At 43.5% G+C, this 15,731-nt stretch carries 17 protein-coding genes and 1 riboswitch; of the genes, 11 read left to right on the forward strand and 6 right to left on the reverse strand.

The features are described from left to right. Positions 1-30: 30 nt before the first annotated feature. On the reverse strand, positions 31-453 hold the full coding sequence (locus FPL27_RS00455; RefSeq protein ID WP_143959209.1) for a VOC family protein: 423 nt from the start codon (positions 451-453) through the stop codon (positions 31-33). A gap of 119 nt (positions 454-572) precedes the next feature. On the opposite strand from FPL27_RS00455, the gene FPL27_RS00460 reads away from it, so the two are divergent. From FPL27_RS00460 to FPL27_RS00470, 3 genes are read left to right on the forward strand one after another with little or no spacing between them, the layout of a single operon-like run. Then, the gene (locus FPL27_RS00460; RefSeq protein ID WP_143959210.1) at positions 573-1,463 is read left to right on the forward strand and encodes a patatin-like phospholipase family protein; all 891 of its coding nucleotides are present in this window, start codon (positions 573-575) and stop codon (positions 1,461-1,463) included. Next, positions 1,460-2,086 carry a class I SAM-dependent methyltransferase gene (locus FPL27_RS00465; protein WP_143959211.1) on the forward strand — a complete coding sequence of 209 codons (627 nt, stop codon included), beginning with the start codon at positions 1,460-1,462 and terminating at the stop codon, positions 2,084-2,086. Before FPL27_RS00460 ends, FPL27_RS00465 begins: the two co-directional genes overlap by 4 nt. After that, positions 2,087-2,689 carry a trimeric intracellular cation channel family protein gene (locus tag FPL27_RS00470; RefSeq protein WP_143959212.1) on the forward strand — a complete coding sequence of 201 codons (603 nt, stop codon included), beginning with the start codon at positions 2,087-2,089 and terminating at the stop codon, positions 2,687-2,689. 245 nt (positions 2,690-2,934) lie between these two features. On the opposite strand, the gene FPL27_RS00475 is transcribed toward FPL27_RS00470, so the two are convergent. Both FPL27_RS00475 and FPL27_RS00480 read right to left on the reverse strand, forming a co-directional pair. Further along, a complete protein-coding gene (locus FPL27_RS00475) occupies positions 2,935-4,050 on the reverse strand; it encodes a DUF4221 family protein (RefSeq protein ID WP_143959213.1) in 1,116 nt (371 codons plus the stop codon). Between the two features lie 12 nt (positions 4,051-4,062). Continuing rightward, positions 4,063-5,181 carry a DUF4221 family protein gene (locus FPL27_RS00480; RefSeq protein WP_143959214.1) on the reverse strand — a complete coding sequence of 373 codons (1,119 nt, stop codon included), beginning with the start codon at positions 5,179-5,181 and terminating at the stop codon, positions 4,063-4,065. 166 nt (positions 5,182-5,347) lie between these two features. Between FPL27_RS00480 and recG the strand changes: the two genes are divergently transcribed. The 6 genes from recG (at position 5,348) to tenA (ending at position 11,173) form a co-directional block, all read left to right on the forward strand. Further along, positions 5,348-7,441, forward strand: coding sequence for an ATP-dependent DNA helicase RecG (gene recG, locus FPL27_RS00485; RefSeq protein ID WP_143959215.1), 2,094 nt, complete (start codon positions 5,348-5,350; stop codon positions 7,439-7,441). Between the two features lie 187 nt (positions 7,442-7,628). Beyond that, positions 7,629-8,090: a GlcG/HbpS family heme-binding protein gene (locus FPL27_RS00490; protein ID WP_143959216.1), complete on the forward strand. Its 462-nt coding sequence runs from the start codon at positions 7,629-7,631 to the stop codon at positions 8,088-8,090. A gap of 40 nt (positions 8,091-8,130) precedes the next feature. Further along, positions 8,131-8,220, forward strand: a riboswitch (TPP riboswitch). Positions 8,221-8,256: 36 nt separating this feature from the next. After that, positions 8,257-9,048: a hydroxyethylthiazole kinase gene (gene thiM / locus FPL27_RS00495; RefSeq protein ID WP_143959217.1), complete on the forward strand. Its 792-nt coding sequence runs from the start codon at positions 8,257-8,259 to the stop codon at positions 9,046-9,048. Continuing rightward, complete coding sequence (gene thiE / locus FPL27_RS00500; RefSeq protein ID WP_143959218.1) at positions 9,049-9,690, forward strand: thiamine phosphate synthase; 642 nt, start codon at positions 9,049-9,051, stop codon at positions 9,688-9,690. It abuts the gene before it with no gap. Further along, on the forward strand, positions 9,691-10,530 hold the full coding sequence (gene thiD, locus FPL27_RS00505) for a bifunctional hydroxymethylpyrimidine kinase/phosphomethylpyrimidine kinase (RefSeq protein WP_143959219.1): 840 nt from the start codon (positions 9,691-9,693) through the stop codon (positions 10,528-10,530). After that, positions 10,520-11,173 (forward strand): thiaminase II, encoded by a 654-nt coding sequence (tenA, locus tag FPL27_RS00510; protein ID WP_143959220.1) that lies wholly within the window; start codon positions 10,520-10,522, stop codon positions 11,171-11,173. Before thiD ends, tenA begins: the two co-directional genes overlap by 11 nt. Positions 11,174-11,307: 134 nt before the next feature. Here the strand turns inward: tenA and FPL27_RS00515 are convergent, their stop codons facing one another. Together FPL27_RS00515 and FPL27_RS00520 are read right to left on the reverse strand one after the other, a co-directional pair. After that, positions 11,308-12,900 carry an ATP-dependent DNA helicase gene (locus FPL27_RS00515; protein WP_143959221.1) on the reverse strand — a complete coding sequence of 531 codons (1,593 nt, stop codon included), beginning with the start codon at positions 12,898-12,900 and terminating at the stop codon, positions 11,308-11,310. Between the two features lie 49 nt (positions 12,901-12,949). Beyond that, positions 12,950-14,332, reverse strand: a complete 1,383-nt coding sequence (locus tag FPL27_RS00520) for an MATE family efflux transporter (RefSeq protein ID WP_143959222.1) — start codon at positions 14,330-14,332, stop codon at positions 12,950-12,952. A 536-nt stretch (positions 14,333-14,868) separates the two neighbouring features. Here FPL27_RS00520 and FPL27_RS00525 point away from each other — a divergent pair. Continuing rightward, the gene (locus tag FPL27_RS00525; RefSeq protein ID WP_143959223.1) at positions 14,869-15,222 is read left to right on the forward strand and encodes a DUF3127 domain-containing protein; all 354 of its coding nucleotides are present in this window, start codon (positions 14,869-14,871) and stop codon (positions 15,220-15,222) included. A 62-nt stretch (positions 15,223-15,284) separates the two neighbouring features. Here the strand turns inward: FPL27_RS00525 and FPL27_RS19715 are convergent, their stop codons facing one another. Next, entirely contained in the window at positions 15,285-15,431 is a 147-nt protein-coding gene (locus tag FPL27_RS19715; protein ID WP_185974400.1) for a hypothetical protein, read from the reverse strand. 89 nt (positions 15,432-15,520) lie between these two features. Here FPL27_RS19715 and FPL27_RS00530 point away from each other — a divergent pair, with 89 nt between their 5' ends. Then, positions 15,521-15,724, forward strand: coding sequence for a DUF5652 family protein (locus tag FPL27_RS00530; protein ID WP_143959224.1), 204 nt, complete (start codon positions 15,521-15,523; stop codon positions 15,722-15,724). The last annotated feature ends 7 nt before the right edge of the window (positions 15,725-15,731 follow it).

The raw sequence follows: 15,731 nt of genomic DNA on the forward strand, positions 1-15,731 counted from the left end.
AACTCTGCGCAACTCTGTGCCCCTTTGAAACTACTTCGCAAAAATCTGCTCCCTATCTTGGAATGCCTTAAACTCCAGGGCATTTCCACTTGGGTCTAAGAAAAACATGGTGGCCTGCTCCCCTACTTCTCCCTCAAAACGGATATAAGGCTCGATGATGAAGTCGATTCCATACGCTTTCAGTTTATCGGCAAGCTCCTGCCATGCTTCCCATTCCAGGATGGCCCCAAAATGTCTCACCGGCACATTTTTACCATCCACTTCATTAGATTTTGCCTGTTGTAATTCCTCAGGTTTGACATGGGCTGAAAGCTGATGACCGAAGAAATTGAAATCAATCCATTTGTCGGTGCTCCTTCCAATCTCACAGCCTAGGAGATTTTGATAAAATTCCCGCGTTTCTTCTATATCCCTGATCGGGAAAGCCAAGTGGAATGGGTTATACTGTGTCATTTTATTGTAAATTTAAATTTCGATTTCAATCCGAAAGCGCTCGCGAGAATCAGTAAGAAAATCTTTGCGGGACCTTTGCGTTCTTTGCGGTTAATTTAGAACGAATTTAATCAAATACTATGGATCAAAAAACCGTTTCTTTAGTCCTATCCAGTGGTGGCGCCAGAGGCTTGGCCCATATTGGTGTCATTGAGGTGTTGGAGGAGAATGGTTTTGAGATAAGTTCTATCGCCGGATGTTCGATGGGGGCCTTGATCGCAGGTGTTTATGCCAAGGGCAACCTACCGGAATTCAAAGAATGGATATGCAATCTGGACAGGATTGATGTTTTTTCGCTAATGGATTTCACCCTTTCCACAAGCGGTTTTATCAAAGGCGAAAAAGTATTTCAGGTCATCCAAACCCTCTTGGGAGACTGTCTGATTGAGGATTTGCCCATTCCGTTTTCCTGCAATGCAGTGGATATTCTCAATGGCAGCGAAATGGTTTTTAAAAGCGGCAGTCTTTTTTCCGCCATTCGGGCCTCAGCGGCCATCCCCACCGTGATGCAGCCGGCCATTATCGACAATATTTCCTATGTGGATGGGGGCATCTTAAACCCCATGCCTGTTGAACTCATCAAACATTTTCCGACTGACATCTGTATTGCATCGGATGTCAACGGCCCCCTTCAATGCCTTATTTCCCATAAATTTGCGGAAAAGGAAGGGTCCAATTTGGTGACTATGCCAGCCTGGGTTAAGGAATACAAAGCCAAAGTTTCGAGATATCTTCCTGAAAAGAAGATCCAAAAGACCAAAAGCATCAGCTTTCTCGACCTGATGAACCTGACTATCGACACTATGCAGGACAGGATTTCCGATTACATTCTGGAAAACCATCCTGTGGATGTCCACATCAAAATCAGCCGAAAGCAATGTGGTACGTTTGAATTTTATAGGGCAAAGGAAATCACTGAAATCGGTCGGGAAATAGCATTGGACAGCCTTAGAGAGAAAAACCTCATATGAATGTAAACGAACTTAACCAATTACTGGGAAACATAGACATCTACCTGCTGGACCAAATCCTGAAGGGCAGGTTTTCCAAAGAGATGAAAATTCTGGATGCCGGCTGTGGGGAAGGAAGAAACACCCATTATTTCATCCGGAAGGGTTTTCAGATTTTTGGGGTGGATTACAACCCCATTGCCATACAGATGGCCAGGATATATGCGCAGACCATCAATGCTGATTTTGATGTCCATAGGTTTCAGACAGCACAAGTAGAGGACATGCCTTTCCATAAGGAGGCATTTGATGCGGTAATATCATCGGCGGTGATGCATTTTGCGAAAAACGAGGAGCATTTTATCAAACTTTGGGATGAAATGATGCGATTACTCAAGCCAGGCGGCATCTTTTTCCTGCGCTGCTGCACGGAAATGGGGGGAATAGAAGTGGAAAGTGTAATGACCGAGGAAGGTTTACATCAGCTTCCTGATGGCAGCACAAGGTTTTTGTTGGGCGAAGAGTTATTACAAAAGCTGATGGAAAAACATTGTTTGCAATTTCTGGAAGAACCCAAAACCGTCCTAGTACATCATAAGAGGACGATGGGGACATTTTTGATGACAAAAAATCACATTTATTAAATGGACATCCAATACCCCCTTGAATTAATAGGAACTTTTATGTTTGCCATTTCCGGGTCATTGGCCGTGCAGGACAGGGAACACGATTTGTTTGGCGCCGGCTTCACCGGGTTTATTACTGCGATCGGCGGGGGTAGCCTTCGGGACATTATCTTGGGATCTTATCCTTTGGTCTGGGTAAATGACGTGTGGTTTCTATATTCAATATTTGCCGGAATCCTGGTAGCTTTTCTTTTCCACCGGAGTCTGGGAAAGTTGAGGAGAACGCTATTTCTCTTTGATACGCTGGGAATAGCTTTCTTTACAATCCTAGGGGTGGAAAAAGCTTTGAGCCTTGGCGTGCAGGTAGAAATTGCCGCTATCATGGGAATGTTTTCCGCGGTGATGGGCGGGGTGATCCGAGATACCCTGACTAACGAAGTTCCCATCCTTTTTAGAAGGGAGGTTTATGCCAGTGCATGCCTAGCCGGTGCAATCATTTACTTGGTGCTCAATCATTTTGGTCTTGATAGGGACCCCAACATGCTCATTTCCATCGGCATCGTTATCATCATCCGACTAGTGGCGGTAAAGTACAAGTTAAGTTTGCCGAGATTGGAGTGAGAGTTATAATTACGAAATTCGAAGTACGAGATACAAAAAGGAGCGCAGAGTTTCCCGTTTTTCAACCTCCAGTTTTGAACTAAAAAAATATTGATCCCCTACCGAAAAGGTACATCCAAAATGGCTCCACTTCAGGTCTCCGTCGGGTCCTCTAAGGGTCCTGTATGGTAAATTGCATATAAGAGCCATACCAGAATGAAGCAAATTGCATAGCGCATCCTCACAAGATGACTATGAATAATTTATCAAACCTCATTTATAGAAAGAACAATGAAGCCTAGTTCGTCATTGATGTTTTCATAGAGGTAGAGTTGGCCGTTGCGGAAGAACATCTTGGAAGAAGACTTTTTAAGTGGTGTAATACCTTCGTAAACCTGCTGGAATTCTCGGTCGAAAACTGTCAACACCACCTGAAACTCCATTTTATCATCACGCTCCATAACAAATTGAGTTGTTAACCTAAAAAACCTTTTTGATTCGGGGTCAAATAACCATTTGCCAAACTTGATTTCCTTATCATATTCCTTGAAGACGGTAAGCAATTCCTCTGCAGAATCCAATTCCCTTTGTACAACATGCTTAGCTTCATTAGGAGTTAATTCACTTTTATATGAAAATTGGACCATACTGTCCCTTTCAGGATGGTAAACTATGAGGTTGTTTTCAACAGAGTTGCTAATCAATACTTTTTCATCCTGCAAGGATAAGTAGTTCGCAATCACACTTGCTACCAAACCTTTATTTCCTGAAGTTTTAAACGTAAACCTTTCATGAGTTTCAAACTGACTAATAGGGATTTTTGTATGAGAATTGGCTCCAAAATCTACTCTTGCTATTCCCTTTCTCAAAATTTCCTCACCATAGAAAGTGTAAAAAACTTGGCTATTTTGATCCAGCACGCCATCCTTATAATAAATTTTATCCTTGGTCAAACCTTTATCAGTAAGTTCAGTAGATTTATAATGCTGGTGCCTTTGGGCGTTTTCAGAAAAAATACCCACAGCTGCAAATTCTTTCAATAGAAAATTTCCGTCATCCAATTTTTGGAGTCCCAATACCCTTCCTGTTCCATTAGGTCCCTCCTGCTCAAAAGGTATTTTATGTGAAAGCTCAAGCTTTTCCATATCCATCACTTCTAAAAGATTTTCCCGCCCATTAAAATTATAAAGCAATTTGGCGTCCCTGCTCAAGTCTGAATAATTCAAGGCACTTTGGAGATAAATAATATCCTCCCCGGCATCAACCATGACGGTGTCGAGCTCGAAGGTTAAGGACAGGTTTTGGGCAGCATTATTTTCATCGATATGCTGCGAGCAGCCAAATGCAAGGGCCAATAAGGAAGGTAATAAAAATCTTTTCATATAGTTAAAAATTTATGATTCATGCATGGATAGGATTACAAAACCCAATTCATCTTCAATATTTTCAAAGGTGTAAAGCTTCCCCTCTCTGACAAACGCTGTCAATTGCTTACTCTTCAATGGAGTTAAGCCTTCATAAAGTTGGTTGTACTCACTATCCAAAACCGTCAACACCACTTTATACTCTGTTCGGTTTTCCACTTCCTTTTCAAAAAATGAGGTCAATCTATAATACCTTTCTTTTAGGGGATCATACAGCCAATTGCCAAAGAAAACATCCTTATCAAGGACTTTAAAGATTTCAGGAATTTCCTCGAAATCATCGACATCCCTTGTTGGTAATTCCATAATTTGATTAGGTGTCAAGTGGGCCAAAAAGTCGAATTGGAATAAGTTTTCCCCTTCAGCACAAAACACTAATAATTGGTTTTCTGCTGAGTTGCTGATAAGCAATTTTCCGTTTTGCCACGAAATGTACCTAGCTACCATGTTAATCTCCATTTTGTATTCATCATGGCTCCTTATCGTGAATCTGTCCAATGCTTTAAGCTGGTCTACAGGTGTTCTTCTCATTTCTCCAGTTTCCAGGTCAAGTTTTACAATGCCATTGCTACCTGCCCATCCTTTAGCGTAAAAGGTATAAAAGCTTTTCCCATCCTCTGAAATAATTCCTTCTGGAACTACCGTTTCATTTTCCTCGAAAATCCCTTCAGGCACTTTGGAAAAATCAAAGGAATACTCTTTTTGACCCTTCTCAGAAAATATACCCATGGAGGTATAATTGGTCAGAAGGTAATTTCCCCCCTTTAAATTTTGAAAACCGCTAACCCCTCCAGTTCCGTTTGGCCCTTCCCGCTCAAAAGGTATTTTATGTGACAGCCTAAGGTTATCCATATCAATTACCTCCAGCAGGTTTTCTTGGTTATTGAAATTAAAAAGGGCCTTACCGTCATCGCTCATACTGGCGTGAAAAAGAGAATTCATTACATAAATCATATCGTCCCCCGCATCCACCATAACTGTGTCGAGCTCAAAACTGAGTGAAAGGATTTCTGTTGCATGGCCATCTGAATCCTTATCGGTACATCCAATGGTAAGCAATAAAATTGCTGGAAATAAAAGTCGTTTCATATGAATTTACAATATGACTAAAAAGATAGATAAATACATGGAAATTAACTGTTTTTACAATTGCCGCACAGCCTTTTCCAGGATTTGTCTTAATTTGGGGTGTTTTTCGTTAATTAGAAAACCTGCCAGGTTTTTTTAAACCTCGCAGGTATGTAACTCCCAACCCGTGCCCGGCTACTTCGATACCAAAATAGAGTTTCTCAAAGGCGTAGGCCCCCAAAAAGCTGAACTTCTTAACAAGGAGCTCAGCATTTTCACTTTTGGGGAGCTGTTGCAGCACTACCCCTTTCGGTATGAGGACCGCACCAAGTTTTATAAAATCCGCCACCTGACCCCGGAACTCGACCAGGTACAGGTTTTGGGAAGGCTGGTCAGATTAGAGACCATCGGTGAAGGCCGTCGAAAAAGGCTGGTAGGCTATTTTAGGGATGAAACCGGGGAAATGGAACTCACCTGGTTTAAAGGGGTACAATGGGTTGTCAAAAAGCTGACCGTTGGGGCAGTATATATAGCATTTGGCAAACCCAACCAATATGGGCACAAATTCAGCATAGCCCATCCGGAACTTGAAATTTATACCGCGGCCACAGAAAAGAGAAATGCTTTTCAACCCGTCTATTCTACCACGGAAAAGCTAAGAGCAAAATTTTTGGACAGTAAGGGCATCTCCAAAATCATGGAAGGCCTCTTGCACAATGCCCTTCCTCAAATTCACGAAACCCTTCCCGAAAATATTTTGGAGCGGTTTAACCTCCTTCCTAAAAAACCTTCCATCAAGGAAATTCATTTTCCATCAAATCCTGAGGTCTTACGAAAAGCCATCTACAGGCTTAAATTTGAGGAGTTTTTTTATGTACAGCTCAGGTTACTGAAACTTAAATTAACCCGCACGGAAAAATCCCAGGGGCAGATTCTCTCAGATACCATCCTGCTGACCGAGTTTTATAAGAACCATATTCCATTTGAACTAACCGGAGCGCAGAAAAGGGTTATCAAAGAGGCCTACAGCGATATGCGGTCCGGAAAGCAGATGAACCGTCTAATACAGGGTGATGTCGGCAGCGGTAAAACGATGGTGGCTTTCATCTGCTGTCTGGTGGCAATTGGCTCATCAGCCCAAGCCTGTCTGATGGCCCCGACGGAAATTTTGGCCAATCAGCATCATGAGGGCTTAATGGAGTTTGCAGACATGATGGGGCTGAACATCGCCTTGCTGACAGGTTCCACCAAAAAATCTGAAAGGAAGAAAATCCATGCGGCTCTCTTGAGTGGCGAGCTTCATATTCTGATCGGAACTCATGCCTTGCTCGAGGATGTGGTCCAGTTCCAGAATCTTGGGCTAGCCATTGTGGATGAACAGCACCGGTTTGGTGTGGCGCAAAGAGCGAAACTTTGGGCCAAAAACAAGCAATATATACCGCATGTCCTGGTCATGACCGCTACGCCTATTCCCAGGACTTTGGCGATGACCCTTTATGGCGACCTGGATATTTCCATCATCGATGAGTTACCGGCAGGCCGAAAACCTATTCAGACAGTACACCGATTTGATAAGGACAGGCTCAAGGTTTTTGGGTTTATCAAGAAAGAGGTTGAGCTGGGCAGGCAGGTTTACATTGTTTACCCGCTAATTGAAGAATCTGAAAAAATGGACCTGAAGAGTCTGATGGATGGATACGAAAGTATTGCCAGAGCCTTTCCCCAATATCCATTGAGCATTGTGCACGGCTCCATGAAGCCAGCCGACAAAGACTACGAGATGCAGCGGTTCGTCAAAGACGAAACCAAGATCATGGTGGCCACCACGGTGATCGAGGTAGGGGTCAATGTTCCCAATGCCTCCGTGATGATTATCGAAAATGCTGAACGCTTTGGCCTCTCACAGCTTCACCAGCTCAGGGGGCGTGTTGGCCGGGGCGCCGAGCAGTCCTACTGTGTGCTGATGAGCAAATACGAACTTTCTAAAGACAGCCGAATCAGGTTGGACACCATGGTCCGCACAAACAATGGTTTTGAGATCGCTGATGTTGACCTCAAACTTCGCGGTCCCGGAGATCTAATGGGCACTCAGCAGAGTGGTATTATGGACCTATTGATCGGGGATTTGAGCAAAGATGCTCCAATCTTGGCCATCGCCCGGGATGCTGCCCAGAATATCCTCGCCGAGGACCCTGAACTTACCCACCCTAGCAATGCGCTTATCCTTCGTCAGATTAAAAATCAAAAGAAGCACGAGATTAACTGGAGTAGGATAAGTTGAGGCGAAAAACAAAAAGGACACAGACCTGCCGGCAAAGGCAGGGTTTAAGTGAGTTAAAAAAAGGAGTTTCACAGAGTTTTATTTTTGCAGAAGCCTGACAAACACCTCGCATTGCTAATAATATCCAATTTTCTAAAAATCTCAGCAGGGAAATCCGTAAATTTAATCTCCACTAATTTTCTTCGCCATGAACATCAAAAAAAGATTTTTAATCGCTGTACTTTTCTTTTCCTTCAGCAGTATTGGCTTTTCCCAAACCCGAACTCTCAATCTGGATGCTGCCCAACAAATTTCCGATGCGGCAGAGGAAAGGGCAAGGCAGGACAATTGGAATGTCGTTATTGCTATCCTTGATGAAGGGGGGCATTTGTTGGCTTTGAGACGCATGGACGGGACCCAGGTTGGTAGCGTGGATGTTGCCATTGCCAAAGCCAAGACCTCCGTCTATTTTAAACGCCCAACCAAAGTTTTTGAGGACGGTGCCAAAAGTGGAAATAGCCACCTGATGAGCCTTCCCAATGTAGTGGCCGTGGAAGGGGGCCTACCAATCAAGGATGGTGACCGGGTGATTGGCGCCATCGGGATCAGCGGGGTGACCTCCGAGCAGGATGGTATCATAGCGGAAGCGGCGCTAAAAGCATGGCCATAAATTGGCTTCCGAGCCAAGATTCGTTAACTTAGTTGCTATAATCTAACTTTAGGGGTGCCGTATGGCTGAGATTATACCCTTTGAACCTGATGCAGTTCATACTGACGAAGGAAAAAGTTGAAAGCAAACTTTTCAAAGGGACTCCTAACAAACCCACAAAACTACCATGGAGTCTATCATCAAACATTTTAATTTAGTCAGGGAGAAAAATCCTCTGGTTCACAACATCACTAATTATGTGGTGATGAACAATACTGCCAATGCCCTTCTGGCCGTGGGGGCCTCCCCTATCATGGCACATGCCCACCCTGAAGTCGAGGACCTTATCGATATAGTCGGCGCCTCTGTCATCAATATCGGCACCCTGGATGAATATTGGGTAGACAGCATGATGTTGGCAGCCAAAAAAGCTAATTCGCTCGGGAAACCTTGGATCCTAGATCCGGTCGGTGCCGGAGCCTCCAAATATCGCAACGACACTCTCGCCGAACTCCTCCACCACAACCCAACCATCATCAGGGGCAATGCTTCTGAAATCATGTCCTTGGCCAAAATCGATATTGCCTCCAAAGGGGTGGACAGTAGCAATAGCTCCGATGAGGCAGTTGATGCAGGAAAAAGCCTCTCCAAATCTACCGGTGCAGTAGTATGCATTTCAGGGGAAAAGGATTATGTGATCAAAGATGATAAGGTTTCGATGATAGAAAATGGCCATCCCTTGATGGGCATAATTACCGGAATGGGCTGCACAGCTACTGCCTTGATTGGAGCTTTTGCCGCTGTGGTTGAAGATCCTTTCGAAGCCACAGTTTCCGCCATGGCCGTTTTAGGAATTGCCGGGCAGATGGCTTCCGAGATGGCCGCGGGACCTGGTTCCATGCAGCTTTATATCTATGACAGCCTTTATCAGATGGGCGATACCGACATCACCAATCTTGCTAAAATCAGCATGCTTTAAATGGACATTGAAGATTTTCCCTATCACTTATACTTAGTCACAGATGAAAGAGCCTGTCTGGGAAGGGATTTCTTTTGGGTGGTGGAAGAAGCTCTTAAAGGCGGGGTGGATATCATTCAGCTGCGTGAAAAGGAACTTTCAACACCTGAATTCATTGAAAAAGCTCTCAGATTGAATGAAATTTGTTCCAAATATGAGGTCCCGCTCATCGTCAACGATAACGTAGAAGTAGCAAAAGCTGCCAAGGCCACGGGGCTTCACATTGGTCAAAAAGATGAGGAAATGCAGCAGGTAAAGAAAATTTTGGGAAGTGATTTTCCTGTGGGTTTATCACTTGAAAATGAATCCGAATTGACAAAAGCGGGAAGCCAATTTGCCTGGTATTTTGGGGTCAGCCCCATTTTCACCACTCCTACCAAAGAAGATACCTATACCGAATGGGGCCTGGAAGGCCTGAGCAGACTTCACCAATTGACCAGTAAACCTTTAGTGGCCATTGGAAACATTAAAATCAGCAATGCCGAAATGGTCATGCGGGCAGGTGCGGACTGTTTGGCTGTGGTTTCAGGGATTTGCAGCGCAAAAAGTCCAGGAAAGGCTGCTGAGGAGTTTAAAAAAGAAATAGAAAAGAGTAAGAGTTAAATGAAAAATTACTTGAGAAACAGATACATTCCCGTGCTGACGATTGCTGGCTCGGACAGTGGCGGGGGGGCTGGAATCCAGGCGGATCTTAAGACTTTTGCCGCCTTGGGATGTTTTGGGACATCGGCCATTACCGCCATTACGGTTCAAAATACACTCGGAGTTTCCGCAATCCACTCTATTCCCCCCGAGATCATCAAAGGTCAAATCCTGGCCGTCATTGAAGATATTAAACCCAAAGCCATCAAAATCGGGATGTTGGACCGTCCGGAGGTGGTGGATGTCATCGTGGAAATTTTGAAGGCTTATCCTAAGATTCCCGTGGTGTTTGATCCAGTGATGGTAGCTACCAGTGGGGATAAACTCATCCAAGACGAAACGGTAGAGGCTCTTTCCAAAAACCTCATCCCTTTATGCAAGATCATTACACCTAATCTAGATGAGGCGGAAATTCTGACCGGAATGAAAATAAAGGATAAAGAGGAGATGGAAATCGCCGGGCTGAAATTAATTTCCCTTGGTGCAAAGGCAGTTTTGCTCAAAGGTGGGCATTTGGCTGGGGAAACTGTTTACGATGTATTGGTCAAGGATGGCAATGCCCATTTGACCTTTGATAAACCAAAAATTCACACCAAAAATGTCCATGGCACAGGTTGCACGCTTTCATCAGCCATAGCAGCTGAATTGGCCAAAGGGCAGACCTTGGAAGAGGCCGTGGAAAACGCCCGGGATTACATTTGGCAAGCCATTGACCAAGGCAAGGATGTAGTTACGGGAGCGGGAAGCGGACCATTAAACCATTTTTATAATCCAAAAAAACAGATTAAGAATGAAATTTAGCCAACGAGCTTGGGAGCGTATCACGCCCCTTTATGAGAAAATTTTAGCCATGCCCTTTAATCAGGAATTGATGAAGGGTACATTAGAGATTGAAAAGTTCAAATTTTACATGGCCCAGGATGCTTACTATTTGGGTGAGTTTGGAAAAACCCTCAGTACATTGAGCGGACGCCTGGATGATTTGAACCATGTTCTCGCTTTTTCAGAATTTGCCAGCGGTGCAATAGTGGTCGAAAGGGCTTTGCACGAAAGCTATTTCAAGGAATTTGGTATCCCTGACCTAGTCAATCCCTCCCCGACTTGCCTGCTCTACACCAATTATATTCTCAATCAAGCCGCTTATTCCAATGTGGAAGTCGGTGTGGCAGGCGTCCTTCCATGTTTCTGGATATATAAAAAGGTTGGCGACTACATCTACGAAAACCACCACCATGAAGGCCACCGCTATCAAAAATGGATAGAGACCTATGCCGGTGAGGAATTTGCCCAATCGGTAAAGTTGGCTATCGATATCACAGATGCCCTAGCCGAGAAAGCAAGCCCCGAAGCTCAGGAGAAGATGCTAGAAGCCTTCGAAATGGCCAGTAAGCTGGAGTGGATGTTTTGGGATAGCGCGTATAGGTTGGAGAAGTGGGAAGTATAACTAGACAAAATAACCGCGGAGGCTCGGAGGGCGCAGAGGTTAGTATTAAGTAAAAAGTGAGAGGTAAGAAGTAAAAACGTGTCCACCTTTTACCTCTTACCTCTCACTCTCACTAAATGTTCCTCTTCGATTTTTCACTCATCTTTCACATAAGTCCTATTTTCAAGCCAATCTTTGACTTGGAGGAATTGTTGCCATTTCACCGTTTGCGTAATGTCGACTACGGATTGGATTTCGTCAAAGAGCTCTTGGGCTGCCTTATAATTTCCTACTTTAAAAGCCGAAAAAGCATATCTGCAGGCCACAAATGCCCTGGCATATTCCAGCTCTTGCTCGATGTAAACGGAATCTGACTTTTGCTGGCTGAAGCTGATGCTATCCGGACTGACTTTCACACTGTTTTCCCAAATCTTCCCTTTCAATACCAATCCTTCCAAATTGGTACAACGGCTCAGTGCCACATAAACCTGCCCCGCTTCAAAGCTTCTTCCTATATCCAGAATCGCCTTATCGAATGTCAACCCCTGACTTTTATGCACCGTAATCGCCCAAGCCAACTTCAGCGGGAATTGCGATAGCGTACCGATGGTTTCTGAGTCCAAGTGATCCTTCTCCTCATTGTATTTATATTCGATATTTTCCCAAGCCTCCCACTTGACTTCAAATATCCGCCCACGGTCATTTTGAACCTTAATGACATCTTGTTTCAATTCTAGCACTTTCCCAATCATGCCGTTGTAAAAGCCCAGCTCAGGATTGTTTTTCATAAAAATCACCTGCGCACCTTCCTTTAACACCAGGTCCACAGGATCAAAGGGCTTAAGATTGGCGGGGAAATTTCCGCTGGTATTGGCAGTGTATTTCCATTCCTTGCCCTTAAGCTCCTTGAGCTTCATTTCGTTTATGCCGTTGATAGTGTGATTGTGGGTCCCAAGAAGGATATACCCTTCATCCAGAAGCTTAAAATCATACTTTGCGGTGGTTTGATTGAGGAGCTGGATATCCTGATAGGTATGCTGATTTTCTCTCACCCTATTGAGCAGGTTTTTGAAGTCCTCATCTTTCTGCCGGTAAATTTTCTGCAACTCAATATGGATGGGCGCCAACTCCTGAAAAGCCCGTGAACCGAAAAAGAACCGTGTATTATAATAAGGCTCAAGATGCGCCCTTTCTTCATTTCTAACCACAGGGGGTAGTTGAAAAGGATCGCCTATCAATATCAATTGCACACCTCCAAAAGGCAGATGCTGCTTTCGCCTATACACTCGCAAGATCTTATCTATCACATCAAGCATTTCCACCCTGACCATAGAAACCTCATCGATGACAAGCAGATCAAGTTTTTTAAAAATATTGACCTTCTCCCTGGTGTACTGAAATGTACTAAAGATGGAGACTTTTTTGTCTAGGGTCTTGGCACTCAACCTTGGATCGTCAGGCAAAAACAGTTGCCGAGGATCAATCCGGAAAAAGGAGTGGATGGTCTTTCCTTTGGCATTGATGGCGGCTACACCAGTGGGTGCCACCACGGCCATCCGTTTGTCGATCCCCAGATGCTTGAGGGTATGCAGAAAAGTTGTCTTTCCCGTACCCGCCTTTCCTGTCAAAAAAAGTGACCTGTCGGAAAAAAGGGCAATCTCCATGGCTTGGATAAATTGATGGTTTTCAATATCCAGCCCCTTTGAGACAAATTCCTTGTGAAAAAAATCTTTGATACTAAACGTCATAGGCTTTAAAGGTACCCAAAATTCACCTTAAGAGGAAAATATTAAACGCTTAAACCAAATTGGAATGCCTGTACCGGAAAATTCTAAGTTTCCAATATCCCATCTTAAAATAAACAAAAGCCACGATCGCAGCAACAAGATTTGATGCTGGAAATGCCCACCAGATACCTTCATATCCCAGTGGAGTTTTGTAAGCCAAGACATACGCCAAAGGAAAACGGATAATCCAGAGGCTCATGATGGAAATCAACATGGAAGCCTTAGTAAAACCTGCACCATTGAAGACCCCGTTCAAGATCTGCTGCACACCCAAAAGGCCAAAGCTGGGTGCCATGATTTTGATAAACAAGGCGCCGTCACGGATTACAGTGGGCTCATTGGGCACAAAGAAAGCAGTCAGTTGCTCCGCAAAAATGAATAAGAGAATCCCAAAGAAAGTTAGACCAAAAAAGGCAATGTTTGCACTGAGATTTCCAACTTTTTCAGCCCGCTTGATCTTTCGGGCACCAATATTTTGACCTACCAAAGAAGTGGTCGCTATCGCAAACCCTAAAGCAGGAATGATCACAAAACTCAAAATTCTTGCTCCAATACCATAAGCAGCTACTACCTCACTCCCAAAACTGGTTACCAGCACTATCATCATCACCATAGCCAATGCCCTAGTGGACTGCTCCACACTTGAAGGAATGCCCAGGTAAACCATTTTTTTCACCCAAGGATAATCGAAACGCATCATTGAAAATTTAATCTTGATCCCGATTTTACCTCTGAATAGAAGATATAATCCAGTGGCCGCTGAAAGCCCCTGGGTAATGATACTTGCAACAGCGGCCCCAGCCACACCATAGCCAGGGATAGGCCCCCAGCCAAAGATAAAGAGAGGATCGAGCACTAAATTCAAGAACACCGTCACTAATATCACATAAACTGGCAACATCACATTCCCAATTCCACGCATCAGTGATTGAAATACGAAGAACATGAAGAGGAATACGAATCCTATAGAGGACACTTTAAAATAAGCAACCGAGTCCTCTAGGATTTCCGGATCTGCCCCTACCAATGTCATCATTGGCCTGGCAGCAAAATAACCTACAACTGACAAGGCCAGCGAAACCCAAAAGATTACGATAACCGTTTGGCTCGAACTATAATTGACCTGCTCCTGATCTTCTGCTCCGTGATGCTGTGCCACCATCACCGTACCGGCCAGGGTAAGCCCACCCCCGATAGCAAGAATTAGGAATAAAATGGGAAAGCTCAAACTCACCGCTGCCACCGCATCTGCACCCAGTCTTCCCAGCCAAAAGGTATCAATTAGCTGATATGCAGTCTGTAGAATATTAGCCAAAATGATGGGGCCAGCTAGACTGACCAATGAACTCAGGATTCTCCCTTCTGTAAATTTTTTTCTTTTTCCTGATGTCATAAAAATTGGTTGAATCTTTAAATAACCACCTGCCTACCCTGATAAGTTTCTTCAATCGCAAAACTTATCCAATTTTGTACCTTAACCAGTCCTAACGTTCGAAAAGAAAGAAATGCTTTTCCCACCAAGTAAAAAGTAGCTCTTAAAAACTTCAAGAAACCATTTAACACATTTAAACTATTATTCTATACATTTTAAAATCAATTCTGATTGTTTTATGATGATTTTTAGGCTACAACACTATCTTTTATTCTTGAGTGTATAAAAATCATATTTTGTATTATAAACAACAATTTTAATTTTATTCTATTCCGTGTAATTTAAAATCAGGATATCAATAGAAAATTTTTAGCCATAAATGACTTAGTCAAATAATCTAATTACAATACAGTTCAATACCATTAATCAACAGTAAATGATTTAATTTAATCAACTTGATGGAATTATCTCCGATATAAGAGAATTACCTGACCAAAAGGTTAATCGCTCAAAAATGATTACCTTCGTGGTTCGGAAATTATTTAAAACAGATATATATGGAAATCAGCGGAAAAATTATTCAGGTACTTCCTGAGCAAGGTGGAACCGGCAGAAATGGTGCTTGGAGAAAGCAGGATTACATCCTAGAAACTACCGGACAATATCCTAAGAAGGTTTGCATCACCGTGTGGGGTGACAAAATCGACCAGTTCGGCATGCAAGAAAACATGGATGTGACAGCCGGAATCGAAGTAGAAAGCAGAGAATACAACGGCAAATGGTACACCGATGTAAAAGCTTGGAAAGTGGACAAGCAAGGTGGACAAAGTGCAGGTGCAGCATCTCCTAACAAGATGCCGGAAGTAACTACTTTCAACGAAGATAGCGGAGACGACGTACTTCCATTCTAAAAATCTAAAAGCGGCCCTCGAGCCGCTTTTTTTATCTCCCGTCTCCGGTCTTCCGCCTTTTCCTACCTAAACTGATTCTCCCCAAACGCAAAGCCCAAATACACCCCTCCAATCATCATCACCAAGGCAATCCCACCTAAAAGCAAAAGTACCCCCAAAGGCATTTCCCAGTCCTGATCTCCAATCCTGAATTTTATAATCCTATTCAAATCCATATTTTAAGCTTTAAGGCAAAATTAAGGTAAATAAAATCTAATGCCCATTTTTTGGTATATTAGGGAAAGCTAAATAATTGAAGATGGACGAATCTATTTTTGACAATTACTGGATAATCCTGCTAATTCTATTGGCAGTGGTATGGGAGTTTTTCTGGAAAGCTTTGGCACTTTGGCAATCTGCTCGCCGCGACCAAAAAGAATGGTTTGTAGCGATTTTACTTGTTAATTCCCTCGGCATCCTTCCGATCATTTACATCCTCATGCATCAGAAAAAAAACTGGTAAACCCAGC

The organism is Litoribacter populi, from assembly GCF_007483685.1.
Classification (GTDB): domain Bacteria; phylum Bacteroidota; class Bacteroidia; order Cytophagales; family Cyclobacteriaceae; genus Litoribacter; species Litoribacter populi.

Coding starts and splice junctions, on each gene's coding strand:
- FPL27_RS00455 (WP_143959209.1), bottom strand. CDS start 453: ATGACACAGTATAACCCATTCCACTTGGCTTTCCCGATCAGGGATATA.
- FPL27_RS00460 (WP_143959210.1), top strand. CDS start 573: ATGGATCAAAAAACCGTTTCTTTAGTCCTATCCAGTGGTGGCGCCAGA.
- FPL27_RS00465 (WP_143959211.1), top strand. CDS start 1,460: ATGAATGTAAACGAACTTAACCAATTACTGGGAAACATAGACATCTAC.
- FPL27_RS00470 (WP_143959212.1), top strand. CDS start 2,087: ATGGACATCCAATACCCCCTTGAATTAATAGGAACTTTTATGTTTGCC.
- FPL27_RS00475 (WP_143959213.1), bottom strand. CDS start 4,050: ATGAAAAGATTTTTATTACCTTCCTTATTGGCCCTTGCATTTGGCTGC.
- FPL27_RS00480 (WP_143959214.1), bottom strand. CDS start 5,181: ATGAAACGACTTTTATTTCCAGCAATTTTATTGCTTACCATTGGATGT.
- FPL27_RS00490 (WP_143959216.1), top strand. CDS start 7,629: ATGAACATCAAAAAAAGATTTTTAATCGCTGTACTTTTCTTTTCCTTC.
- thiM (WP_143959217.1), top strand. CDS start 8,257: ATGGAGTCTATCATCAAACATTTTAATTTAGTCAGGGAGAAAAATCCT.
- thiE (WP_143959218.1), top strand. CDS start 9,049: ATGGACATTGAAGATTTTCCCTATCACTTATACTTAGTCACAGATGAA.
- thiD (WP_143959219.1), top strand. CDS start 9,691: ATGAAAAATTACTTGAGAAACAGATACATTCCCGTGCTGACGATTGCT.
- tenA (WP_143959220.1), top strand. CDS start 10,520: ATGAAATTTAGCCAACGAGCTTGGGAGCGTATCACGCCCCTTTATGAG.
- FPL27_RS00515 (WP_143959221.1), bottom strand. CDS start 12,900: ATGACGTTTAGTATCAAAGATTTTTTTCACAAGGAATTTGTCTCAAAG.
- FPL27_RS00520 (WP_143959222.1), bottom strand. CDS start 14,332: ATGACATCAGGAAAAAGAAAAAAATTTACAGAAGGGAGAATCCTGAGT.
- FPL27_RS00525 (WP_143959223.1), top strand. CDS start 14,869: ATGGAAATCAGCGGAAAAATTATTCAGGTACTTCCTGAGCAAGGTGGA.
- FPL27_RS00530 (WP_143959224.1), top strand. CDS start 15,521: ATGGACGAATCTATTTTTGACAATTACTGGATAATCCTGCTAATTCTA.